Genomic DNA, 22,821 nt, shown 5'->3' with positions numbered 1-22,821 from the left:
CAACCCATGTCCTTCGAACTCGTCCTGCTGCTCGTCATTGCCGTGCTGCTGGTGCTCAGCCTGCTGCTGGGCTGGCTTGCGCGCATGCGGGCGCTGGCGGGCCTGCGGCAAACGCTCGCCGCCGACATCGCCCCCCAGTTCGAACGCCTGGAGCGTGAACTGCGCGGCGCGGTGCAGGCCAGCGGCCAAAGCCTGCGTACCGAGCAGGCCGGGCAACTGGCGCAGTTCCAGCAAATGCTGCTCAACCAGCAGGGCGAGAGCACGCGCACGCAAAACGCCCAGCTCGACGCCGTGAACCTGCAATTGCAAAGCCTGCAAAAGGCCGTGGGCGACACACTCGTGCAGCAGGTGGGGCAGCTCACGCAGACCAGCACCCAGACCATCCAGACCCTGCAGTCGCAACTCGTGCAGCGCCTCGATGCCTTGCGCAACACGACCGACCAGCGCCTGGTCGAATCGCGCCAGAGCGCCGAGCAGGGGCAGACGGCCATGCGCCAAGCCACCGAGCTGCGTCTCACCGAACTGCGCCAGACCACCGATAAAGGCCTGAACGAGATGCGCGGCACGGTGGAACTGCGCCTGCGCGAACTGCAGGCCGACAACGAGAAAAAGCTGGAGCAGATGCGCGTCACGGTGGACGAAAAGCTCCACGCCACGCTGGAGCAACGCCTGGGCGAGAGCTTCAAGCAGGTGGCCGAGCGGCTGGAGTTGGTGCACCATGGCCTGGGCGAAATGCAAAAGCTCGCGCAGGGTGTGGGCGACTTGCAGCGCGTGTTCAGCAACGTCAAGTCGCGCGGCGTGTTCGGTGAAATTCAGTTGGCTGGTTTGATCGAGCAGGTGTTCACGCCCGAGCAATATGGCGTCAACGTCGAAACCGTACCCGGCTCCGGCGCACGGGTGGAATACGCCATTCGCCTGCCGGGCAAGGGCGACGGCCCGCTGTGGCTGCCCATCGACGCGAAGTTTCCGCGCGAGGACTACGAACGCCTGCTCGACGCCCAGGAGCGTGCCGACAAGGCCGCCGCGGACGCGGCCTCCAAGGCGCTGGAGCTGCGCCTGCGCGACGAGGCCAAGACCATCCAGAGCAAATACATTGCCGCGCCGCACACCAGCGACTTCGGCATCCTGTTCCTGCCCACCGAAGGCCTGTACGCCGAGGCGCTGCGCCGCCCCGGTCTGGTGGAGGCGCTGCAACGCGAACATCGCGTCATGCTCGCCGGGCCCACCACGCTGCTGGCCCTGCTCAACAGCCTGCACATGGGTTTTCGCACCCTGGCGCTGGAGCAGCGTTCCACCGAGGTCTGGAAGGTGCTGGGCGCGGTGAAGACCGAATTCGGCAAGTTCGGCGATGTGCTGGCCAAGACCCGGAAAAAGCTGGATGAAGCGAGCAACACCATCGGCGCCGCCGAAACCCGCACCCGCGCCATGACCCGGCAGCTCAAGTCGGTCGAAGCGCTTCCCGCCGACCAGACCCAGGCTTTGCTGGGCCTGCCGGCAGAGGATGCCACTGACCCCGTCAGCCTCGACGACCCCGACGACGCGTTATAACCCCCAATGGGCGCGAGCCCAGGTTTCAGGAGTTTCCATGCAGCCACAAGACATCAGCCTCGACGTGCTGGCGGAGAAATACGCCAAGGGCGAGGAACGCACCATCGCCGACGTGCAGCAGCGCGTGGCTCGCGCCCTGGCTCGCGCCGAGGCCGAGCCGGCGCGCTGGGAGAGCGTGTTTTTGCAGGCGCTGCATGCGGGTTTCGTGCCGGCGGGGCGCATCCTCTCGGCGGCGGGCACCGACATTCAGGCCACGCTCATCAACTGTTTCGTGCAGCCGGTGGGCGATTCGGTGTCCGACGCGGTGGACGGCAAGCCCGGCATCTACAAGGCCTTGGCGCAGGCGGCGGAAACCATGCGGCGCGGCGGCGGCGTGGGCTACGACTTCTCGCGCATCCGCCCGGCGGGCGCGCATGTGGGCGGCACGCGCAGCCGCGCCAGCGGGCCGCTGTCGTTCATGCGCGTGTTCGACGCCTCGTGCGAGACGGTGGAATCCGCCGGCAGCAGGCGTGGTGCGCAAATGGGTGTGCTGCGCATCGACCACCCCGACATCGAAGCCTTCATTCACGCCAAGGACGCCGGCGCGTTCAAGAACTTCAACCTCTCGGTTGGCGTGAGCGATGCCTTCATGCAGGCGGTGGAGGGCAACGCCATGGTGGACCTCGTGCACATGGCACGCCCGGGCGATGACCAACTGGCGCAGGGCGCACACCAGCGGGCCGATGGCCAGTGGATTTACCGCTCCGTGCCGGCGCGTGATCTGTGGGACCAGATCATGCTGTCCACCTACGACCACGCCGAGCCCGGCATCCTGTTCCTCGACACCGCCAACCGCGAGAACAACCTGTATTACTGCGAGACCTTCGAGGCCACCAACCCATGCGCCGAGGAGTTCCTGCCCGATTACGGCTGCTGTTGCCTCGGCTCCGTCGACCTCACGCGCTTCGTGCGGCAGCCGTTCGAGCCGCAGGCAGGCTTCGACTTCGACGGTTTCCGCGCCGTGGCGGCTGCCGCCGTGCGCATGCTCGACGACGTGCTCGACGCCACCTACTGGCCGCTGCCCGAGCAGCAGCAAGAGGCGCGCGACAAGCGCCGCGTGGGGCTGGGCTTCCTCGGCCTGGGCGACGCCTGCGTGATGCTGGGCCTGCGTTACGACACGCAGCCCGCGCGCGACTTCGCCGCCGAGATGGCCCGCGTGCTGCGCGACGCCGCCTACGAGACATCCGTGCAACTGGCGCGCGAGAAGGGCGCCTTCCCGCTGTTCGACGCCGGCAAATTCCTCGCCGGCAGCTTCGCCCGCCGCCTGCCGGCTGCGTTGCGCGAAGCCATTGCCGAGCACGGCCTGCGCAACTCGCACCTGCTGGCCGTGGCGCCCACCGGCACCATCAGCCTGGCCTTCGCCGACAACGCCAGCAACGGCATCGAACCGGCGTTCTCCTGGGTCTACACGCGCAAGAAGCGCATGGCCGACGACACCACGCGTGCGTACGAGGTGGCCGACCACGCCTGGCGTCTGTACCGCGAGCAGGGCGGCGACGTGAACGCGCTGCCGCCGCAGTTCGTCACCGCGCTGGACATGTCGGCGCAGGACCACATGCGCATGCTCGCCGCGGTGCAGCCCTTCATCGACACCAGCATCAGCAAGACGGTCAACGTGCCGGCCGACTACCCCTTCGCCGAATTCAAGGACCTCTATCTCGAGGCCTGGAAATCCGGCCTCAAGGGCCTGGCCACCTACCGACCCAACACCGTGCTGGGCGCGGTGCTGCAGGCCGCCCCCAGCGCCCAGCCCGCCGTGGCCGGCCTGCCGCCCGACATCGACCCGCTCACGCGCCGCATCGAGGGCCGGCCGCAGGGCGACCTGCAGGCCGTCACCGGCAAGGTCAGCTACATGACGCCGGAAGGGCGCAAGACCGTGTACCTGTCGATTTCCTTCGCCGAGGTGGAGGGCGTGGTCGGCGGCCAGCCGGTGCGCATCGAGCGGCCCATCGAGTTCTTCATGCCGGCCGGCCAGCGCGACGAGGGGCAGCAGTGGATCGCCTCCAATATGCGCCTGCTGTCGCTGGTGGCGCGCTCCGGCGGCTCGGTGGCCAAGTCCCTGCAGAACATGCGCGAGGTGGTGTGGGACAAGGGGCCGGTGCGCTGCGGCGAGGTGATCAAGGCCGACGGCAGCCGCGCGCCGCGCTTTCACCAGTCCGAGGTTGCCGCCATCGCCTATGCGCTGCAGGAAATGCTCATGCGCCGCGGCTTCCTGGACGAGCAGGGGCGGGAGCAGGCCCTGGCGGCGCTGGCGCAGCGCGCCAAGGCGCCCGACTCGCGGCGCATCGACCTCGAAACCCCCGGCGATGCCCCGGACCTCCTGCCCGGCGGGCGCATCTGCCCCGACTGCGGCGGCCCCTTCCTGCGCCGTGTCGACGGCTGCGACCGCTGCGACAACTGCGGCTATCTCGGCAGTTGCGGCTGAGTTTGCGAGGGAGGTTTGTGGGTTACGTGCGCGTTGTCGCGTGACAGCGTCGCATTCCGCGTTTCGCGCGGGTGGATGTCAGAATCCCACGGCTTGCCCGTCGCGCCTGGAGTCGCTCGCGGCGACGTAGCCGTCCTGCGGGTCGTCCGAGAGCTTCCAGATGAACTGTCCCGCGCCGAAGTCCATATAGGCATCGGGGTCGGCCGTGACCGCGTGGCCCATCGCGCGCAATTCTTCGACGCGGTCCCGGGCCATCGTCGCCTCGCAGTCGATCGACAGTCCCGTGCCGACCTTCCAGCGCGGCGCATCGCAGGCGGCCTGCGGCTGCTGGGCATAGGTCAGCATGCGCACCAGGGTCTGCAAGTGGCCTTGCGGCTGCATATTGCCGCCCATCACGCCGAAGCTCATCTGCGGCTTGCCGTCCTTGGTGACGAACCCCGGAATGATGGTGTGGAAGGGGCGCTTGCCGCCTTGCACGAGGTTGGGGTGTCCTGGCTGCAGCGAGAATCCATGGCCGCGGTTCTGCAGGCTCACGCCGGTGCCGGGCACGACCACGCCGCTGCCGAAACCCATGTAGTTGGACTGGATCAGGCTGACCATCATGCCGCCCGCGTCGGCCGCCGACAGGTAGATGGTGCCGCCGCGCGGCGGGGCGCCGTGCTGGAACGCCGTGGCGCGCCGCATGTCGATGCGCCTGGCGCGCTCGGCGAGGTAGCCGTCGTTGAGCAGGTCGGCCGGCGTGACCTCGGTCATCGCACGCGCGTCGCCGACCCAGCGGTAGGTGTCGGCGAAGGCCAGCTTCATCGCCTCGATCTGCAGGTGCTGGGCCTCGACGCCGTCGACGGGATAGCGGCCGATGTCGAGCTTGTCGACGATGCCCAGCGCCATCAGCGCGGCGATGCCCTGGCCATTGGGCGGGATCTCGTGCACGGTATGGCCGGCATAGTCCTTGGCGATCGGCGTCACCCACTCCGGCTGGTAGCCGGCGAGATCCGCAAGGCTCAGGCTCGCGCCATGGTTCTTGGCGTGCGCGGCTAGTTTCTCGGCGACCTCGCCGCGGTAGAACGCCTCCCCCTGCGTCAACGCAATCTGGCGCAGGGTCGCGCCGGCGTCGCGGAACACGAAGCGCTCGCCAGGCCGGGGGGCGCGCCCGTAAGGCATGAAGGCCGCGGCGAAACCAGGCTGCTCCTGCAGCAGCGGAACCTGCCGCGCCCATTTGTCGGCCACGATGCAGGCCACCCCATGGCCACGCTCGGCCAGTTCGATGGCGGGTTCCAGAAGATCGGCGAACGGCAGCTTGCCCAGGCGCTGCGACAGCGCCACCCAGCCCGCCACCGCGCCCGGCGTCGTGACCGTATCCCAGCCCCGCACCGGCAAGGCGCCGCCGTGTTTGCGGGCGAAGTAGCCCGGATTCCACGCCTGCGGCGCCACGCCCGAGGCGTTGAGTCCCTGCAGTCGCGTGCCGTCCCAGACGATGGCGAAAAGGTCGCTGCCCAGGCCGTTGGACACCGGTTCGACGATGGTCATGGCCGCGGCCGCGGCAAGCGCCGCATCCACCGCGTTGCCGCCCTTGAGCAGCATGCGCAGCCCGGCCTGCGCGGCCAGCGGCTGCGACGTGGCGACGACGTTGCGCGCCATCAGCGGGCTGCGGATGGTGGGGTAGGGGTTATGCCAATCGAATTGCATGGTCTGGATTCGCGTCGAGGTTGAACTGCAAAGGATGCGGGAGATTCAACGCTGCCGGGGGTCGAGGGCGTCGCGCAGGCCATCGCCGAGCAGATTGAACGACAACACCAGGAGAAAGATCGCCGCGCCCGGCCATATACCCATCCAGGGGGCGTTGTCGATGTAGTCCTTGGCCGTATTGAGCATGCTGCCCCAACTCGGCGCCGGCGGCTGCTGGCCCAGGCCGAGAAACGACAGACTCGCCTCGGCGATCACCGCCGAAGCGATGGCCAGCGTGGCCTGGACGATCAGCGGCGCGAGGACGTTGGGCATGACGTGGCGCCAGGCGATGCGCAGGGGCGAGTTGCCGACCGCTCGCGCGGCCTCGATGTAGTCCTCCACCTTGACGTTGAGGACCTGGGCGCGCGTCAGGCGCACGAACACGGGTGTCGTGGAGACGCCGATGGCGATCATGGCGTTGGTGAGGCTGGGTCCCAGGAATGCCGCCAGGGCGATCGCCAGGATCAGGAAAGGGCAGGACAGGAAGGCGTCGGTCATGCGCGAAATCAAAGCGTCGGTCAAACCGCCGAGGTAGCCGGCGGCCAGGCCGATGGGCACACCCAGCAGCAGCGAGATCGACACCGACACCACGCCGGCCGAGAGCGACGCGCGCGTGCCCCAGATGACGCGCGACAGCACGTCGCGCCCGAGTTCATCGGTGCCAAACCAGTGCGCCGCCGAAGGCGCCTGGCGGATCGCGCTCCAGTTGGTGGCCAGCGGGTCGAACGGGGAAACCCAGGGCGCAAAGACCGCCATCAGCACAAACAACACGACGACAACGAGCCCCGCGAGTGCCGCGCGCCGGCGGTAGAGACGGCGCCAGCCCCGGCGCCAGGGGCCAGCCTCCAGGACGGGTTGGGACGCGGCAACGGCAGGGAGGACTGCGGACATGGCTAGCGGCGCAGGCGTGGGTTGATGAGGAAGGAGGCCAGGTCGGCCAGCAGGTTCAGCACGATGTAGGCGAGCGCGGTGATCAGCACCACGCCCTGCACGACGGCAAAGTCGCGGTTGGCCACGGCATCGACGATCAGCTTGCTGAAGCCGGGGATCGTGAATACCTGCTCGGTGAGGACGGCGCCGGAGAGCAGGGTGCCGAGTTCGAGGGCGCCCAGGGTGATGATGGGCGTCAGCGCATTGCGAAAGGCGTGCTTGAGCACGACCACGGGTTCGCTCAGGCCCTTGGCGCGTGCGGTTCGCACATAGTCGGCGCTGAGCACCTCCAGCATGGCGCTGCGGGTGTGGCGCATGAGCACCGCCGCGATCGAATTGCCCAGCACGAAGGCGGGCATGGCCATGCCCAGCAGATTGGCGCGAAGGTTCACGAACGGACTGACGTAGCCGGATGCCGGGAACCAGCCCAGCTGCACGGAGAACAGCAGGATCATCAGGATGCCGAGCCAGAAATTCGGCGTCGACAAGCCCCACAGCGCGAAGGCGTTGGCGGCGTAATCCCAGGCCGTGCCGCGCCCCACGGCGGCGACGATGCCTGCGGGGATGCTGACGAGCAGGGCCACCGCCATGGCCAGCAGCGACAGCTCGATGGTGACCGGAAGCTTCTGGGCGATGAGTGCCGACACGGGCTGCTGCAGGCGCATCGATTCGCCGAGGTCGCCATGCAGCACGTCGCGCACCCAATAGCCGTAGCGCACCGGCAGGGGTTGGTCCAGGTGCAGCTTCTTGTGCAGGTAGGCAACGACCGTCGGGTCCTGCTCCTCACCGGCCAGGATCAGCGCCGGATCGCCTGGCAGGAGCTGTTGCAGGCCGAAGATCAGGATCGAGACGAACACCAGGGTCGGCACGATCGAGGCCAGCCGCTTGAGGAGAAATTCGAGCATGTCGATGGCCGCGCCCTCGACGGGCGCGGCCCATGGCTTCAGGCCATCTTCAGCCCGGTCACCCGGAGCAGGCCGTCGGGGATGTCGCGCACGCCGGTGAGCTTGCGCGTGTAGCCCCACAGCCAGTGGGCGTGATAGACATAAAGAATGGGGCGGTCCTTGAGCACGCGCGCGGCGATTTGTTCATAGTCGGCCACGCGTTGCGCCGTCTGCAGATCGCTGCGCGATTTGTTCAGGAGCGTGTCCACGGCCGGCACGCAGTAACCGCTGTAGTTCAGCGGCTGTTTGCAACCGTCGAAACTGAACAGGTTCCCGTCCGGGTCGGCGCGCCCGCTCCATTGCAGGACGTAGGCTTCGTATTCCCCTTTCTCGGCCAGATTGAGCGAGGTCGCGAACTCGGTCGATTGGATCTTCACGTCGAACCCCGCGTCCCGCGCCATGGACTGCACGGCCTGCGCAAGACGCTGCGCGTCGGAGGTTGTCGGCGTCATCAGGGTGAAGCGGGGATTCGGCACGCCGGCCTCCTTCAGCAAGGCCTTGGCCTTGGCCACGTCGCGCTTGGGCACGGGGACGTTCTTGGCGTAGAAGCGATTGGTCGGTGGCACCCACTGGTTGCCCACGGTGGCCTCGCCGTTCATCACGACCTGAACCAGTCCTTCGCGGTCGATGGCCAGCTCGAAGGCCTCGCGCACACGGGCGTCGCGCCCGAGCGGGTTCTTCTGCGCCAGGGCGCTCTTGCCGACATTCATCGTGATGCCCTGGTAGCCGATTCCCGTGATGCTGGACGTCTTGAAGTGGCTGTCCTTGCGCAGCCCGGCGATGTCCGACGAAGCCATGCGTTCGATGAAGTCGAGCTGGCCCGCGCGCAGGTTCGCCAGGCGGACCGCGGAGTCGGGGATGGGTGTGTACACGACCTTGTCGAAGTGAACCGCGTCCTTGTTCCAGTATTCGGCGAAGCGCTCCAGCACGATGTGTCCTTGAGGGACCCGTTCGACGAATTTGAACGGCCCACAGCTGACCGGCTTGTTGGCGAAGTTCTCGCCTTGCGCCTGCGCGGCCTTGGGCGAGACCATCATGCCGGCACGGTCGGCAAGCACCGAAAGCAGTGGAGCGAAAGGGGCCGAAAGATTCAGTCGTGCCGTGTAGGGATCGATGACCTCGACGCTTTCCACGGGTGCAAGCTCACCGCGGCGGCTCGACCCCGGGAGGGTCTTGTGCCGCTCGATGTTGTATTTCACCGCCGCTGCGTCGAATCTCTCGCCATCTTGGAACAGGACGCCTTCGCGCAGCTTCAGCGTCAGCGCCTTGTTGTCGGGCGACCATGCATAGCTGGTCGCAAGCTGAGGCACGATATTGAGTTTCTCGTCGATGTCGAACAGCTTGTCGCACAGAGCCGCAAACACGATGCGGCCGACGAAGGTGCGCGCCAGTGTCGGGTCCAGCATGTCGGGGTCTTCGGCCAGGCCCACGCGCAGAGTCTGAACCTGCGCGGCCAAGGCTGAAGCGGGCAACGCATGCCCGACGGCCCCGGCCAGCGTGAGACTTGATGCCTTGATGAATGAACGTCGATCCATGGTGTTAATCCCCCAAAGTGAGTGTGAAAAATCCTGACCTGTGATGCCCTTGGCGATGGACGCCAACCTGACCCGGGCCGAGTCCTCGAGACGGGGCCGGATTTGGAACAACGCCAACGGGAAATGGCCTGCCCCGTTTGGCGATGGAAACCGGACTGCAGCGATCGGTGCATGTCGCAGGCGTTGCTCATGCCGGGGCTCCGGTACGGGCGGCGAAGGCCGACTGCAGCTTGGCCACGCGCGGGTTTGCCGGCGCGCCGCCGGCGCCTTTCCGCAAGGCCAAAGGCACCTCGATCTCGCGCCAGTAATGACATGCCACGCCGTGCCCGCCCTCCACAGCGAGAACAGGCGTGCTTTGCGCGCACAGCGGGCGCGCATGCGGGCAGCGCGTGTGGAAGTGGCAGCCAGGCGGCGGTGCGAGCGGGCTCGGCACATCGCCGGCCAAGGCGATGCGTCGCCGTGCCGTGCGGGGCTGCGGCGAGGGAATGGCCGACAGCAGGGCCTGGGTATATGGATGGCGCGGCGCGGCGTAGAGCGCGCGCTTGTCGGCGAGTTCGACGATGCGCCCGAGATACATCACCGCAACCCGGTCGGCGATGTGCTTGACGACGGCGAGGTCGTGCGCGATGAAAATGTAGGCGAGGCCGAACGTCTGCTGGAGGTCCTGCAGCAGGTTCACGACCTGGGCCTGAACGGACACGTCCAGCGCCGAAACCGCCTCGTCGCACACGACCAGCTTGGGTTCGACGGCCAAGGCGCGCGCGATGCCGATGCGCTGACGCTGGCCTCCCGAGAACTCGTGCGGATAGCGCAGCGCATGTTCCGGCGCCAGCCCCACGGTCTTGAGCAGCTCGGCCACGCGCTCGCGGCGCCGGCCCTCGGCAAGGCCGTGGAGGAGCAGCGGCTCGCCGAGTGTCTGGCCCACCGTCATGCGCGGGTTGAGCGAGGAGTAGGGGTCCTGGAAGATGATCTGCATGGCGCGCCGCCGCGCCCGCAGCGCCTGCGCATCCAGCGCGCCGAGGTCGGCGCCGTCGAACCAGATGCGTCCCGCGGTGGGTTCGATGAGGCGAAGAACCAGCCGCCCGAGCGTCGATTTGCCGCACCCCGATTCGCCGACGACGCCCAGGGTTTCACCGGGCGCGAGCGCAAAGTCCACGCCATCGACCGCGCGCACGGCATCCTGGGCACGGCCCAGGATGCCGCGCTTCACCGGGAAATGCTTGACCAGCCCTGCAACGCGCAGCAGCGATGAGGCCGTGGACGGATGCGCTGGCATGGGCTTGTTCATGCGGGCATGACCGGACAGGCGGCGAAGTCCATGGACGGTGTTTTTTCAAACAGGGCTTGCGGATCGAGAGGGGCCTTCCAGCATGCCGAGACATGGTTTTCACCCACGTTTCTGAGTGCGGGCGCAGCGGCATGGCATTGTGCGTCGGCAAACGGACAGCGGTCGGCAAAGCTGCAGCCCGAGGGCAGGCGCAGGGGGTTGGGCACTTGGCCGGCGATGGACGCGAGGCGTGTTTGCGCGTCATCCAGCCTGGGTATGGAACCCAGCAGCCCGATGGTGTAGGGATGCTGCGGCTCATCGAACAGGGCCTGAACCGGCGCCCGCTCGACCACCCGGCCGGCATACATCACCACCACCGCGTCCGCCACTTCGGCGACCACGCCCAGGTCATGGGTGATGAGGACGATGGCCGTGCCGGTTTCTTCCTGCAGCGTGCGCATCAAGTCGAGGATCTGCGCCTGGATCGTCACGTCCAGCGCCGTGGTCGGCTCGTCGGCGATCAGCAGGCGCGGCTCGCAGGCGAGGGCCATGGCGATCATGACGCGCTGGCGCATGCCGCCGGACAGCTTGTGGGGATATTCGTGGAAGCGCTGCTCGGGGGCCGGAATGCGCACGCGCCTGAGCATCGCCATGGCGCGCTCGGTGGCTTGCGCGCGGCTGATGCGTCGATGGCGCAAAAGGCCCTCGACGATCTGGTTGCCGATGGTGTACGCCGGGTTCAGCGAGGACATCGGCTCCTGGAAAATCATGGCCATGCCGTTGCCGCGCAAGTTTTGCATCTCGGCTTTCGGCAGGCCCAGAAGTTCGCGGCCCTCGAAGCGGATGGAGCCGCCCACGATGCGCCCGGGTGGATGAGGCACCAGGCCCATGATGGACAAGGAGGTCACGCTCTTGCCGCTGCCGGATTCGCCGACGATGGCGAGCGTGCGGCCCGCGTCGATCGAAAAACTCATGCCGTCAACGGCTGGAAATTCACCATCTTCCGTGGTGAAGTGGGTGCGCAGGTCCCGGACCTCGAGCAGGGCCGTCATGGCGTGTCCTGGCGCCTCAAGGTCTGGAATCGGGCGATGCGCGCTTCGATCTCGCTGCGGTCGGTCAGGCCGGCAGGATCGTCCCGCTTCGGCAGGCAGGCCAGAAAGGGCTGGTAGCGCTCCAGGCTCTTGGCATACAGGCGCCGTAGTTCCGCGATGGGTTCCGCATGGTCGTCGATGCGCAGGTCCAGCAGCGGGTAGTCCTCGCGGCCGTGGATGCGCAGCGCGGCCGCCTGCTTGCCGCGCTTGTCGCCGCCCGCCGCTTCACCGGCCGCCATGGCGGCAATCAACCGCTCGGCGAGCGCTTGCCCCTTGGTTGCGACGAAGGTCTGCGCGGTGGCTTCGATCACCTGCGGACCGGCCAGCATATTGCCGGCGACGCTGAAGTCGTCGTGCACCGCATGGCCGCACCATCCGATGCACGAGGCGCCGGTGTGGGCGGCACCCCTGCCCGAGGCCGGCAGCACGTGCAGCTGGCGATGATCGCGGCCCGCATCGGCGCCAGTCAGCGCCGCGACCAATTCCTCCGGGTTGCAGCCCGCGGCAAGCGCGTCGAGGCCGGCGGGGCCATAGAGCGGATTCATCAGCGCCTGTGTCGACAAAGCCCCAACTTGGCTTCGCGTATGGACGCAGAGCCCGCCGACGGCAAAGAAGCGGCTGGCGATCGCGACACCGAATGTGCCGTCGTCGTCGCGCGCCAGGATGGACCAGGTCATAGGCTTTGCCGTTCGGGCTTTTGTTCGAGCTGCTCGGGTGTATGACATAAAAAGTGCGCGGGTTCTACCGACCTCAAGGCGCGGTTCGTCAAACGCAACTTCCATGCCCAAGCCCCTGTGCTTGTCGTGGCGCATGCGAGGGAATGAAGCATGGAGAAGCGTGTACACAGGCAGCTTCCATTTTGGTGCCAAACGCCCCATGTTGGAAAGTTTGCGCCACAGGGCAGCGCGCTTGGTGCAGCGGTCGACATCAGGCTTCTGCCGTTGTGGTCTGCAGTTGCGCCAGCGCGGCCATCAGGTCGGCGAAGCGCTCGCCCTGGACCATGACATGCCGGCGCAGGGCCTGCGCGGCGCGCTCGCCGTCGCCGGCCTGGATGGCGTCGACGACGGCCTGGTGCTCGCTGTAGGACGCCTGCAGCCGGCCCTTGACGCGCAATTGCAGGCGCCGGTAGGGGCGCAGCCTGCGATGCAGCGTCGTGGCCTGTTCGCACAGGAAGCCGCTGTGGCTGCCGGCGTAGATCTGGTGATGGAAGGTTTCGTTGAGGTGGTAGTAGGCATCGGCGTCGCCGGCGTTGCGCGCGGCCTCGCAGGCCAGGTGCGCGGCTTCCAGCGCGGCCAGTGCCTCGGCCGGCATGCGCCGGGCGGCATGCCGCCCGCACATGGCCTCAAGCTCGGCCATGACCTCGAACATCTCGATCAGGCGCTGCGGGCCGAGCTGGGCCACGGCGGCGCCGCGCCGGTGCCGGATGTCGACCATGCCGGCCGATGCCAACTGCATCAGTGCCTCGCGCACCGGCGTGCGCGACACGCCGAAGCGCTGCGTCAGCTCGGCTTCGTCCAGCGGCGCCCCGGGGGGCAGTTCGCCAGTCGCGATGTCCTCTTCAATGGACTCGCGCAGCCGGTCGGCGAGGGAAAGACTCTTGTCCATGCGCCAATACTACTTGGACTTGGAACGACACGGTGGATGTGTTTTGTGTACTGGTAAACCCAAAATTACGCATGCAATGCAATCAAATAAAAATACAAAAACAAATTGGGGTTGCTGCTGATGCCGGGCGACCGCGTCGCGCTCGAAGGCAACAACCAGAAGCAGGCGGACTTCCTCTGGCGCAGCCTGGCGCAGGTCGATGCCCGCCGCGTGCACGATCTGCACCTGTTGATTTCGAGCATCAGCCGACCCGAGCACCTGACGCTGTTTGAGCGCGGCATCGCGCGGCGGGTGGATTTCGCCTTTGCGGGGCCGCAGAGTTTGCGCGTGGCCCAACTGCTGGAGGACGGCAAGCTGGAGATCGGCGCGATTCACACCTATGTCGAGCTTTACGCGCGCATGTTCATCGACCTGACGCCGCACGTGGCGCTGGTTTGCGCCGAGAAGGCCGACGCGCAGGGCAACCTCTACACCGGGCCGAACACCGAGGACACGCCCACCCTCGTCGAGGCCGCCGCATTCCGGCAGGGCATCGTCATCGCCCAGGTCAACGAGATCGTGGACGCGCTGCCGCGCGTGGACATCCCCGGCTCGTGGGTGGACTTCGTCGTGGTCGCGGACCGTCCCTTCGCCATCGAGCCGCTGTTCACGCGCGATCCGCGCCACATCACCGACTTGCAGGTGCTCATGGGGATGATGGCCATCCGCGGCATCTACGAACGCTACCAGGTCACCTCCTTGAACCATGGCATCGGATACGACACCGCCGCGATCGAACTGCTGCTGCCGACCTATGGCGCATCGCTCGGGCTGAAGGGCAGGATCTGCCGCAACTGGGCGCTCAACCCGCATCCCACGCTGATTCCGGCGATCGAGAGCGGCTGGGTGCAGAGCGTGCATTGCTTTGGCAGCGAAGTCGGCATGGAAAACTACGTTGCCGCCCGTTCCGACGTGTTCTTCATCGGCCGCGACGGCTCGATGCGCTCGAACCGCGTGCTGTGTCAACTGGCGGGCCAATACGGGGTGGACCTGTTCATCGGCTCGACCTTGCAGATGGACGCCGACGCCAATGCTTCGACCGTGACGCTGGGGCGGCTGACGGGCTTCGGCGGCGCGCCCAACATGGGGCACGACCCGCGTGGGCGCCGCCATCCCTCCCCCGCCTGGCTGTCGCTGATCACCGCCGACGCGCCGGTTGTCCGGGGGCGCAAGCTGGTGGTGCAACTGGTCGAGACGTACCAGAAAGGCGGCGTGCCGGCGCTGGTGGATGCGCTGGACGCCATCGCGGTCGGGGAAAAGAGCGGGATGCCGATCGCGCCCATCATGATCTACGGCGACGACGTCACGCATGTGGTGACCGAAGAGGGCATCGCCTACTTGTACAAGGCGCAGGGCCAGGAGGAGCGGCGTGCCGCGCTGGCGGCGATCGCCGGCGTCACGCCCATCGGCCAGCGCTCGGACGCTGCCGTGGCGCGCAACCTTCACGCGCGCGGCATCGTCGCCTATCCGGCCGACCTCGGCGTCAGTCCGCTGCAGGCCAAGCGCTCCTTGCTGGCGGCGCGCAGCATCGAGGACCTGGTGGACTGGTCGGGCGGCCTGTATCAACCGCCCTCACGGTTCCAGAACCGGTGAGACTGCGCATGCTGCGCTCGGCGCAGGCGCTTCGCCTGCCCTTCGCCGACATGGCGCGCGCGGCACCCTGGACGGCCATGCCGCCGTGGCGCTGTCCATCGAAGGCGCATTCCAGGGCGGCAGCATCGGCGAAGTTCTCCGGTGCCAAGATCGCCGGCGCGCCGGAACTGGCCTTGCGCGACTGCGAGGCCGGCCGCCCCGTGCGGCCCCTGTTGCTGCTGGAGACCGGCGGCGCGCGCCTGCAGGAAGCCAACCTACCAGCCCGCTCCAACCGGCTCATGGGAAATCTCGGTTGAGTCCTGCTCAGACCCGGCCTTTGTATTCGCCGGTGCGGGTGTCGATTTCGATCTTGTCGCCGGTGGCAACGAAGATCGGCACCGGGATTTCCACACCGGTGGAAATCTTCGCCGGCTTGAGCACCTTGCCAGAGGTGTCACCCTTCACGGCGGGTTCGGTGTAGATGATTTCGCGCACCACGGTGTTGGGCATTTCCACCGAGATGGCCTTGCCGTCGTAGAACACGACTTCGACGGGCATGCTGTCTTCGAGGTAGTTGATGGCGTCGCCGAGGTTGTCCTTTTCCACTTCGTACTGGTTGTACTCGGTATCCATGAACACATACATGGGGTCGGCGAAGTAGGAATAGGTGCAGTCCTTGCGGTCGAGCATGACCTGATCGAGCTTGTCGTCGGCCTTGTAGACGACTTCGGTGCCGCCGCTGGTCAGCAGGTTCTTCAGCTTCATTTTCACCGTGGCGGCGTTGCGGCCACCGCGGCTGTATTCGGTCTTTTGCACGACCATGGGATCCTTGCCCACCATGATGACATTGCCGGCGCGGATTTCTTGAGCGAGTTTCATAAATCGGGGGAGAACAGGTGTCTGTTGAAAAGTCAACGCGTCATTTTAGCCGGGGCGGGCCAAGACAGTTGGCTACAGCGGCAGTATGCGAGCCTGAAGGGTGCGGCCAGCGGTCAGCAGCTGGCTGGCCAGATCGGGCTGGCTGGCCAGGCGGTTGCACCAGGTGCGGGCGTGGCGGCGCAGTTGCGGCAATGCGGCGACGAACCCGGACCAGGCGCTGTCGAGATCGAGGTTGCGGTTCCAGGCCGTCCACAGCGGGATGATGGCGTCGCGTACGTCGGCCGGGGCATCCTTGAGATACAGGTCGAAAAAGGCATCGAGCTTCTTGTCATGCGCGCCGTCTTGCTGGGGGTAGATGTGCCACACCATGGGTCGCGCGGCCCACTGCGCGCGCACAAAGGAGTCTTCGCCGCGCACGATGCAGACGTCGGCCGCCCACAGCAGTTCGTCGAAGCGCTCCTGCGGCATGAAGGGCAGGGCGCAGAGGGTGAGGCTGCCGCGCACCGTGGTCTGGCCGGTGAGCAGTTGCATATGCAGCCAGTCGTTGACGGCTTCGATGATGGGGCCGGGACAGATCCACAGCACGGTGGGACGATCGGCTGCGGCCAGGCTTTGCAGCCAGGACTCCATCTTTGCACGCGCATAGCTGAACAGCACCACGGTGGTGGCATGTTCGGGTGGAGGCGGCAGGCTGAGCGAGCGCAGGGCGATGCGGCGGGCGGCGGGCATGGCCTGCCAGGCGTCGCGCCGGGCCAGCAGATCGGCCTCCCGGATCAGGCCGCCGGTCGCCGGTGTGAAGCCGGGAAAGAAGAACAGCTTGTTGATGCCGCCGGGCTGGGGCGACGGCTTGAGGTGGCTGCCTTCGACCCAGGGTTCGGCACTGAGGTGCTCGAGATTGAACCAGCGCAGGCCCTCGGCACCACGCTGCTGGATGCGTTCCAGGAAGGCTGGGGCCAGCTTGCAGCCAAACAGCTCGACCACCACGTCGCCGGGTTCGAGCTGGAGTTGGCGGCCCCAGTTGAACACCTGAACGCCGTCCACGCTCTGTTGTGCCAGACGCGGATTGACCTGCGGGCAAATGACGCGGAAGGTGTTCAAATCATCGACGAACAGCCGCACGTTGCGGCCATGCTCGTGCACGAGCTGGCGTGCCAGACGCCAGCCCACGCCGATGTCGCCGAAGTTGTCCACGACATGACAGAACAGATCCCAGGTATCCCGTTGGTTCATCAGCTAGGCGGCGCAGGCGCCGTCGGTTCGAAGGTGAGTGTGTACGACGCACATTGTCGTCGCTGTTCACGTCTGGCGGATTTTCGCGATGCGGTGCATGCGCGCCATCCGGGTTACACCTGCCTGCCGGTTCCATCCTTCGGCCCGCTTTCGGCATCGATGCTGGTGGTGGGCCTGGCGCCCGGCCTGCACGGCGCCAACGCCAGCAACCGGCCGTTCACCGGAGACGGCGCCGGGCCGCTGCTGTACGGCACGCTCACCGAACTGGGCCTGGCGCGGCGCGAGCCGCAGGTGGCCATCACCGATCACCCCTCCAGCATCACCGCGGGCGACGGGCTGGCGTTGTTGAACTGCCGCATTTGCAACAGCGTGAAATGCCTGCCGCCCGACAACAAGCCTCTGCCTGCCGAGGTGCGCGCCTGCAACCCCTATCTGGTGGCCGAGATACAGGCCATGCCGCAACTCAAGGTGATCGTCGCGCTGGGCACGGTGGGCCACGGTGCGGTGCTCATGGCTCTGGGCCTGAAGGCGTCCGCAGCCCGCTTCGCGCATGGCGCGCGTCACGGACTGCGCGGCATCGCCCTGTACGACAGCTACCACTGCAGCCGCTACAACCAGAACACCGGACGACTCACACCGGCCATGTTCCGCGCGGTGTTCTCCGAGGCCTCACGTGAGGCTGGGGCAGGCCTTTGACCCGTCGAAAAAGATGAACCAGCCACCGGAAACGCCGCGCGCCGCAGCAGACGCCGCCGATGTGGCCGACCCCGAGGCGTTGGCGCGGCAGGTTGCCGCATTGCCTCATCTGCCCGGGGTCTATCGCTATTTCGCGGCCGATGGCACGCTGCTGTACGTGGGCAAGGCGCGCGACCTGAAAAAGCGCGTGTCCAGTTATTTTCAGAAAGACCACGGCGGCAGCCGCATCGGCCATATGGTGTCGCGCATCGCGCGGCTGGACACCACGGTGACCGGCTCCGAAGCCGAGGCCCTGCTGCTGGAAAACAACCTGATCAAAACGCAGGACCCGCGCTACAACATTTTGTTCCGCGACGACAAGTCCTATCCCTATCTCAAGCTCACCACCGGCCATGCCTTTCCGCGCATGGTGTATTTCCGTGGCGCGGTGGACCGCAGGCATAGCTACTTCGGGCCGTATCCCAGCGCCTGGGCCGTCAAGGAAAGCATTGCCTTGCTGCAGAAGGTTTTCCTGCTGCGCACATGCGAAGACACCGTGTTCGCCAACCGCAGCCGACCGTGTTTGTTGCACCAGATTCATCGCTGCACGGCCCCTTGCGTGGGGCGCATTTCGAGGGAGGCTTATGCCGCAGACGTCGCCGCTGCAACGCGTTTTCTGCGCGGCGAGCATGACGGCGTGCTGAAGGATTTGGAGCTGCGCATGCACGACCTGGCCGAGCATCTGCGCTTCGAGGAGGCGGCCGTGGCGCGCAACCAGATCACGGCCCTGTCGCGCGTGCTGCACCAGCAGAGCATGGAGGTGGGCCGCGATCAGGATGCCGATATCCTGGCTGTGGTGCTGCAGGGTGGCCGCGCCTGCGTCAACCTGGCCATGGTGCGTGGCGGCCGGCACCTCGGCGACCGGGCCTACTTCCCCAGCCATGTGCGCTGGCTGGATGTGGCGGCGCCGGGTGAGGTTGGCGCAGCGTCCTCCGAGGCGCCGTCCCCGGAGGACGCCGACGATGGTTCCACTGAGGTCTCGAACAACATCGCCGCCTTGCGGGCCGTGCTCGATGCCTTCGTCGCCCAGCATTACCTGGAGTTGCCGTTGCCGCCGGTGCTGGTTTGCAATGTGCCCGTGGATGCCGATTTGATGGCGACCTTGCAGCAGCACAGCGGCCAGCGTTGCCAGCTTGTGACCGCACCGCGCGGCACGCGCCGGCGTTGGCTGGACATGGCGGCGCAGGGCGCGCAACTGGCGCTGGCGCGGCTGCTGGCGGAGGAGGGCGCGCAGCACCACCGCACCCGTGCGCTGGCGGATGCGCTCGGCCTGGATACGCAGGATCTGGACGCTCTGCGCATGGAGTGCTTCGACATCAGCCACACGGCCGGTGAGGCGACCCAGGCCTCCTGCGTGGTGTTCCAGCACCATGCCATGCAGTCGTCGCAGTACCGCCGCTACCGCATCGACGGCATCACCCCGGGCGACGACTATGCCGCCATGCGCCAGGTGCTCACCCGCCGCTACGCCAAGCTGGCCGAGGCGGCCGAGACCCAGCTGGCCAAGCTGCCCGATCTGGTGCTGATCGACGGCGGCCGTGGCCAGGTGTCCGCCGCGCGCGAGGTGTTCGAAGAACTGGGCCTGGACATCGCCCGCCTGGTGGGCGTGGAGAAGGGCGAGGGCCGCAAGGTTGGCCTGGAGGAGCTGGTGTTCGCCGACGGACGTCCCAAGGTGACGCTGCCGCCCGACAGCCCTGCGCTGCTGCTGGTGGCGCAGGTGCGCGACGAGGCGCATCGCTTCGCCATCACCGGCATGCGGGCGCAACGGGCGCGCACCCGGACCGGCAGTTCCAAGCTCGAAGACATTGCCGGCATCGGCCCCAAGCGTCGCGCGCGCCTGCTCTCGCGCTTCGGCGGGGTGCGCGGCGTCGCCACCGCCAGCATCGAAGACTTGATGACGGTCGACGGTATTTCACGCGACTTGGCGCAGAGCATTTATGCCGCCCTGCGCTGAACTCCGGATGCGCCACTTCTCGCGTTTTCCCAGGGAAGCGAAGAGCCGTTCTCGGATTGCCCGTAAGCGCATGACCCTGTGGCATAATTTCAAGCTTTGGGTGGTTAGCTCAGCGGTAGAGCACTGCCTTCACACGGCAGGGGCCACAGGTTCGATCCCTGTACCACCCACCAAAAACCAGTTCGCCAGCATCCGCATAAGGCCGTAAAGCTAAGAAAAATCAAAGCTTTACGGCCTTTTTCATGCCGTAGGCGTTCGCAGGGGTGCGTTGACAGCCGGGGATACATGGGGCTATAAAACGGTGGTATATCCCAAAGCGAGGGGATACAAGCCACTCAGGAGGGCCGCCATGCCACTGACAGACACCGCCATCCGCAATGCCAAATCTGCGGAACGCCAATACAAGCTAGGCGATGAAAAAGGGCTGTTCCTGCTGATTCACCCGAACGGCTCGAAATACTGGCGCTTGAAGTATCGCTACCTGGGGGCAGAAAAGGTGCTGGCGCTGGGGGTATATCCCGAAGTCGGCTTGAAGCTCGCCCGTGATCGACGCGACGAAGCCCGCGCCCACCTTGCCGCTGGCCGTGACCCTGGAGCCGTCAAGCAAGCCGAGAAGGCCCGCGCCTACGCCCTGGCTGCCGATTCCTTCGAGGTTGTCGCACGCGACTGGATCGAACGCCACCTGTCCACCAAGGCCCCCAGCCATCGGGACAAGGTTATCCGCCGCTTGGAGCGCGACGTGTTCCCCTACCTTGGCCGTCGCCCCGTGTCCGAACTCAAGGCGCCTGACATCTTGGTTGTGGCCCGCCGCGTTGAGGGTCGCGGAGCACTGGACACCGCGCACCGCGTCATTCAGAACGTAGGCGAAGTGATTCGCTACGCCATCGCCACCGGCAGGGCCGAAGCTGACCCCACCCCGGCTCTGCGCGGCGCGCTGCCGCCTGCCAAGCACACGCACTACGCGGCGCCGACCGACGATCCCGCCGCCGTGGGGGGCATCTTGCGCATGTTCGACGCACTGACTGGGCAGCCCCAGGTAATTGCAGCTGTGCGGCTGCTGCCGCTGCTGGTGTGCCGGCCTGGTGAACTGCGCGTCATGCGCTGGGAGGATGTGGACCTGGACGGCTCGACGTGGAGCTATCGCGTTACCAAGACCAGCATCGACCACATCATCCCGCTGTCGACCCAGGCTGTGGAGATCCTGCGCGACCTGCACCCGCTGACCGGGCACCTGCCGGGCGGCTGGGTGTTTATTGGGGGCCGCAGCCCGCTGAAGCCCTTGAGCGAGGCCGCGATCAACGCGGCGATGCGCCGTCTGGGAATTGACACCAAGGACGAATTGACCGGCCACGGCTGGCGCGCGCTGCTACGCACGCTCGGTCATGAGCGCCTTGGTTTGAAGCCCGAGGTGATCGAAACCCACATCGCGCACAAGGCCCCCGACCCATCGCGTATGGGAGGGGCCTATGCGCGGATGCGGTTCATTGAGGAGCGGCGCAAGATGATGCAGGAATGGAGCGACTACCTGGACAAGTTGAAAGCAGGTGCCGACATCATCCCGATACGCGGCGCGGCGTGATTTGAAACCGTTTCGCCTGGCCTAGGTGCTGCCTGATCCGCAGTGCTGAAAACCTGATCCCTTCTCAGGCTGGCCGGGCACCCCACGAAGGACATGCGAAAGGGCATGAGATGGCATCGGATAGCGAGTTGTCCCATTGGCGAGCAATCAAGAAGTTGACGCCAGAGCAAGCCGGGCTTTTGATCGCAGGAGTTGATCCGTTTAACGTGACCGAGGCAAAAGGTAGTGATATTGCCAAAGGAAAGACATTCGAGATTGCAATTCAGGACGCGGCGGAGCGTGCATGGAGCTATGGCCACAAGGTTGTGCATCAACTCGATAAGAACCCTGTTGACCCGTGGACACCGGATATATGGGAGATGTCCGATTCATTCTCGGACTTTCTTCCGACTGGTGAGCTTAGGCAAAACGTTTCCGATGTCCTGCAGGACCCGGAAACGGTTCCCTATCTTGTGCCTGTTGATCCTTGGTGGTCCGCAACAGTTTATGCGGGGGAGTTGAAACGTTGGATGCGTGACAACGCAATTCACTCAAGTTTTGTGTTCGCAGACGATCAAACCATAATTATTCAAGAGCGAGACGAACGCGCGATGCGCGAGTGGTACATGGAGATGCATTCGCCAAAAAATAACGAGCCGGACAAGAAAATTTCGGCTGCGGGTTTGAACACTTCGACGGGGCACACCACAAAATTGTTGCAACACCTTGCCGCCGCCGCCGATGCGTGCTGGAAGAACTACGACCCCGCCGAAGCCGACACCGCACCGACAAACGAACAGGTCGAGGCATTCCTTGTGGCGCGCGGAGTGAGTAAGAGCATGGCCGAAAAGATGGCGACGATCCTGCGCGCAGATGGTTTGCCGACTGGCCCGCGCAAATAGTTCCCCGCGCCCATTCGAGCAAGAAACGGCGCGGGCTGCAGGCAGATTCTGGAGTTATCCGCGCCCAGTTCCCGCGGTGGACTGCGCCTATTTTTTGAGCAAGTCCGCAGGAATTATGCGAGGCATCCAACCACGGAGGCCCGCATGGATTCACTACTTAGCCGCAAGCGTTCACCCCCAACCGTTGCGCCAGCAACGGCGCAGATTCACCCCGACGCGCTGATTCGCAAAGCGCAGATTCTTGGAAGAAACGGCAATGCGCCGTTACTGGCCGTCGGCAACACGCGGTTCTATGAACTGATTGCCGAGGGCAAACTACCGAAGCCCCGCAAGATCGGCACCGCTTCATTTTGGCGTGCTGGCGACATCCTGGCCGCGCTGGAGGCTCTGTAATGCGCGCCCGCCTGTATGCCGTCATCACCTGGCTGGTAGTGCCCATGTCCATCGGGCTTTGCATCGGCTTCCTTATCGCAGACGCGGCGCTGCTGCTGGGGGTACGTCCATGATGCCCACCCGCTCCAGAGTACCCCCAGCCAAGAGCCGCGCCGCATTGCTTTCGCAAAAGCCGCTCGGACGGTTCGACCGTTCCCTGCTGCCCGATCCAGCCGAGTTCTACAGCCGTGAGCTGGGCACGCTCAAGGGTTGCGGCGCATGGCGCGATGCCGTTTGCCCCTTCCACAACGATACGAAGCCGAGCCTACGCGTCAAGCTGGAGACCGGCGCCTGGCATTGCTTTGTCTGCGGCGAGGGTGGCGGCGACGTGTTGGCATTCCACCGCCGCAAGACCGGCCAGAGCTTTATCGACGCCTGCAAGTCTCTCGGCTGCTGGGTGGAGGGTTGACC

Annotated in this window: 19 protein-coding genes, 1 tRNA gene and 1 pseudogene; 11 read left to right on the top strand and 10 right to left on the bottom strand. The window is 66.2% G+C overall.

The genetic code is table 11. From position 1 onward, the window contains the following. Positions 1 to 6: 6 nt before the first annotated feature. Both rmuC and THIX_RS19375 read left to right on the top strand, forming a co-directional pair. The gene (gene rmuC, locus THIX_RS19380) at positions 7 to 1,548 is read left to right on the top strand and encodes a DNA recombination protein RmuC (protein WP_112487503.1); all 1,542 of its coding nucleotides are present in this window, start codon (positions 7 to 9) and stop codon (positions 1,546 to 1,548) included. Positions 1,549 to 1,585: 37 nt separating this feature from the next. Next, positions 1,586 to 4,012 carry an adenosylcobalamin-dependent ribonucleoside-diphosphate reductase gene (locus tag THIX_RS19375; protein ID WP_112487502.1) on the top strand — a complete coding sequence of 809 codons (2,427 nt, stop codon included), beginning with the start codon at positions 1,586 to 1,588 and terminating at the stop codon, positions 4,010 to 4,012. Between the two features lie 78 nt (positions 4,013 to 4,090). On the opposite strand, the gene THIX_RS19370 is transcribed toward THIX_RS19375, so the two are convergent. The 8 genes from THIX_RS19370 to THIX_RS19335 form a co-directional block, all read right to left on the bottom strand. Then, entirely contained in the window at positions 4,091 to 5,698 is a 1,608-nt protein-coding gene (locus tag THIX_RS19370) for a gamma-glutamyltransferase family protein (RefSeq protein WP_112487501.1), read from the bottom strand. Positions 5,699 to 5,743: 45 nt separating this feature from the next. Then, positions 5,744 to 6,628, bottom strand: a complete 885-nt coding sequence (locus THIX_RS19365) for an ABC transporter permease (protein ID WP_112487500.1) — start codon at positions 6,626 to 6,628, stop codon at positions 5,744 to 5,746. 2 nt (positions 6,629 to 6,630) lie between these two features. Then, positions 6,631 to 7,572 carry an ABC transporter permease gene (locus THIX_RS19360; RefSeq protein ID WP_112487499.1) on the bottom strand — a complete coding sequence of 314 codons (942 nt, stop codon included), beginning with the start codon at positions 7,570 to 7,572 and terminating at the stop codon, positions 6,631 to 6,633. A gap of 38 nt (positions 7,573 to 7,610) precedes the next feature. Then, complete coding sequence (locus THIX_RS19355) at positions 7,611 to 9,146, bottom strand: ABC transporter substrate-binding protein (protein ID WP_112487498.1); 1,536 nt, start codon at positions 9,144 to 9,146, stop codon at positions 7,611 to 7,613. 187 nt (positions 9,147 to 9,333) lie between these two features. Next, the gene (locus tag THIX_RS19350; RefSeq protein WP_112487497.1) at positions 9,334 to 10,434 is read right to left on the bottom strand and encodes an ABC transporter ATP-binding protein; all 1,101 of its coding nucleotides are present in this window, start codon (positions 10,432 to 10,434) and stop codon (positions 9,334 to 9,336) included. After that, positions 10,431 to 11,465 (bottom strand): ABC transporter ATP-binding protein, encoded by a 1,035-nt coding sequence (locus tag THIX_RS19345; RefSeq protein WP_112487496.1) that lies wholly within the window; start codon positions 11,463 to 11,465, stop codon positions 10,431 to 10,433. The genes THIX_RS19350 and THIX_RS19345 overlap by 4 nt, the downstream gene beginning before the upstream one ends. Further along, positions 11,462 to 12,181: a DUF1028 domain-containing protein gene (locus THIX_RS19340; RefSeq protein ID WP_112487495.1), complete on the bottom strand. Its 720-nt coding sequence runs from the start codon at positions 12,179 to 12,181 to the stop codon at positions 11,462 to 11,464. The genes THIX_RS19345 and THIX_RS19340 overlap by 4 nt, the downstream gene beginning before the upstream one ends. Before the next feature lie 250 nt (positions 12,182 to 12,431). Next, entirely contained in the window at positions 12,432 to 13,109 is a 678-nt protein-coding gene (locus THIX_RS19335; protein ID WP_112487494.1) for a GntR family transcriptional regulator, read from the bottom strand. 105 nt (positions 13,110 to 13,214) lie between these two features. Here THIX_RS19335 and mdcA point away from each other — a divergent pair, with 105 nt between their 5' ends. Beyond that, on the top strand, positions 13,215 to 14,741 hold the full coding sequence (gene mdcA / locus THIX_RS19330; RefSeq protein WP_256359982.1) for a malonate decarboxylase subunit alpha: 1,527 nt from the start codon (positions 13,215 to 13,217) through the stop codon (positions 14,739 to 14,741). Further along, positions 14,710 to 14,998: pseudogene (locus THIX_RS19325) on the top strand (hypothetical protein); the annotation flags it as partial. The gene mdcA and the pseudogene THIX_RS19325, both read left to right, overlap by 32 nt. Positions 14,999 to 15,044: 46 nt before the next feature. Here the strand turns inward: THIX_RS19325 and efp are convergent. Both efp and earP read right to left on the bottom strand, forming a co-directional pair. Continuing rightward, positions 15,045 to 15,599, bottom strand: a complete 555-nt coding sequence (gene efp / locus THIX_RS19320; RefSeq protein ID WP_112487493.1) for an elongation factor P — start codon at positions 15,597 to 15,599, stop codon at positions 15,045 to 15,047. A gap of 72 nt (positions 15,600 to 15,671) precedes the next feature. Further along, entirely contained in the window at positions 15,672 to 16,829 is a 1,158-nt protein-coding gene (earP, locus tag THIX_RS19315) for an elongation factor P maturation arginine rhamnosyltransferase EarP (RefSeq protein WP_112487492.1), read from the bottom strand. Here earP and THIX_RS19310 point away from each other — a divergent pair. The 7 genes from THIX_RS19310 (at position 16,821) to THIX_RS19280 (ending at position 22,819) form a co-directional block, all read left to right on the top strand. Then, entirely contained in the window at positions 16,821 to 17,525 is a 705-nt protein-coding gene (locus THIX_RS19310) for a uracil-DNA glycosylase (protein ID WP_233224639.1), read from the top strand. The genes earP and THIX_RS19310 overlap by 9 nt on opposite strands. Before the next feature lie 13 nt (positions 17,526 to 17,538). Further along, positions 17,539 to 19,518 (top strand): excinuclease ABC subunit UvrC, encoded by a 1,980-nt coding sequence (gene uvrC, locus THIX_RS19305; RefSeq protein ID WP_112487491.1) that lies wholly within the window; start codon positions 17,539 to 17,541, stop codon positions 19,516 to 19,518. Positions 19,519 to 19,616: 98 nt separating this feature from the next. Then, positions 19,617 to 19,691 (top strand) — tRNA-Val (locus THIX_RS19300). A 176-nt stretch (positions 19,692 to 19,867) separates the two neighbouring features. Further along, positions 19,868 to 21,097, top strand: a complete 1,230-nt coding sequence (locus THIX_RS19295) for an integrase arm-type DNA-binding domain-containing protein (RefSeq protein WP_112487490.1) — start codon at positions 19,868 to 19,870, stop codon at positions 21,095 to 21,097. Between the two features lie 110 nt (positions 21,098 to 21,207). Continuing rightward, on the top strand, positions 21,208 to 21,978 hold the full coding sequence (locus tag THIX_RS19290; RefSeq protein ID WP_112487489.1) for a hypothetical protein: 771 nt from the start codon (positions 21,208 to 21,210) through the stop codon (positions 21,976 to 21,978). Positions 21,979 to 22,122: 144 nt separating this feature from the next. Further along, on the top strand, positions 22,123 to 22,371 hold the full coding sequence (locus THIX_RS19285) for an AlpA family transcriptional regulator (RefSeq protein WP_112487488.1): 249 nt from the start codon (positions 22,123 to 22,125) through the stop codon (positions 22,369 to 22,371). Between the two features lie 109 nt (positions 22,372 to 22,480). After that, positions 22,481 to 22,819 carry a CHC2 zinc finger domain-containing protein gene (locus THIX_RS19280; RefSeq protein WP_112487487.1) on the top strand — a complete coding sequence of 113 codons (339 nt, stop codon included), beginning with the start codon at positions 22,481 to 22,483 and terminating at the stop codon, positions 22,817 to 22,819. The last annotated feature ends 2 nt before the right edge of the window (positions 22,820 to 22,821 follow it).

Origin of the sequence: Thiomonas sp. X19 (assembly GCF_900089495.1) — a bacterium.
GTDB lineage: Bacteria > Pseudomonadota > Gammaproteobacteria > Burkholderiales > Burkholderiaceae_C > Thiomonas_A.
The sequence above is the reverse complement of the archived record's forward strand: the minus strand, read 5'-3'. Positions and strand labels throughout refer to the sequence as shown.

Excerpts from the sequence above, each read along its gene's own strand:
- rmuC (WP_112487503.1), top strand. The coding sequence starts at position 7 with ATGTCCTTCGAACTCGTCCTGCTGCTCGTCATTGCCGTGCTGCTGGTG.
- THIX_RS19375 (WP_112487502.1), top strand. The coding sequence starts at position 1,586 with ATGCAGCCACAAGACATCAGCCTCGACGTGCTGGCGGAGAAATACGCC.
- THIX_RS19370 (WP_112487501.1), bottom strand. The coding sequence starts at position 5,698 with ATGCAATTCGATTGGCATAACCCCTACCCCACCATCCGCAGCCCGCTG.
- THIX_RS19365 (WP_112487500.1), bottom strand. The coding sequence starts at position 6,628 with ATGTCCGCAGTCCTCCCTGCCGTTGCCGCGTCCCAACCCGTCCTGGAG.
- THIX_RS19360 (WP_112487499.1), bottom strand. The coding sequence starts at position 7,572 with ATGCTCGAATTTCTCCTCAAGCGGCTGGCCTCGATCGTGCCGACCCTG.
- THIX_RS19355 (WP_112487498.1), bottom strand. The coding sequence starts at position 9,146 with ATGGATCGACGTTCATTCATCAAGGCATCAAGTCTCACGCTGGCCGGG.
- THIX_RS19350 (WP_112487497.1), bottom strand. The coding sequence starts at position 10,434 with ATGAACAAGCCCATGCCAGCGCATCCGTCCACGGCCTCATCGCTGCTG.
- THIX_RS19345 (WP_112487496.1), bottom strand. The coding sequence starts at position 11,465 with ATGACGGCCCTGCTCGAGGTCCGGGACCTGCGCACCCACTTCACCACG.
- THIX_RS19340 (WP_112487495.1), bottom strand. The coding sequence starts at position 12,181 with ATGACCTGGTCCATCCTGGCGCGCGACGACGACGGCACATTCGGTGTC.
- THIX_RS19335 (WP_112487494.1), bottom strand. The coding sequence starts at position 13,109 with ATGGACAAGAGTCTTTCCCTCGCCGACCGGCTGCGCGAGTCCATTGAA.
- efp (WP_112487493.1), bottom strand. The coding sequence starts at position 15,599 with ATGAAACTCGCTCAAGAAATCCGCGCCGGCAATGTCATCATGGTGGGC.
- earP (WP_112487492.1), bottom strand. The coding sequence starts at position 16,829 with ATGAACCAACGGGATACCTGGGATCTGTTCTGTCATGTCGTGGACAAC.
- uvrC (WP_112487491.1), top strand. The coding sequence starts at position 17,539 with ATGAACCAGCCACCGGAAACGCCGCGCGCCGCAGCAGACGCCGCCGAT.
- THIX_RS19295 (WP_112487490.1), top strand. The coding sequence starts at position 19,868 with ATGCCACTGACAGACACCGCCATCCGCAATGCCAAATCTGCGGAACGC.
- THIX_RS19290 (WP_112487489.1), top strand. The coding sequence starts at position 21,208 with ATGGCATCGGATAGCGAGTTGTCCCATTGGCGAGCAATCAAGAAGTTG.
- THIX_RS19285 (WP_112487488.1), top strand. The coding sequence starts at position 22,123 with ATGGATTCACTACTTAGCCGCAAGCGTTCACCCCCAACCGTTGCGCCA.
- THIX_RS19280 (WP_112487487.1), top strand. The coding sequence starts at position 22,481 with ATGATGCCCACCCGCTCCAGAGTACCCCCAGCCAAGAGCCGCGCCGCA.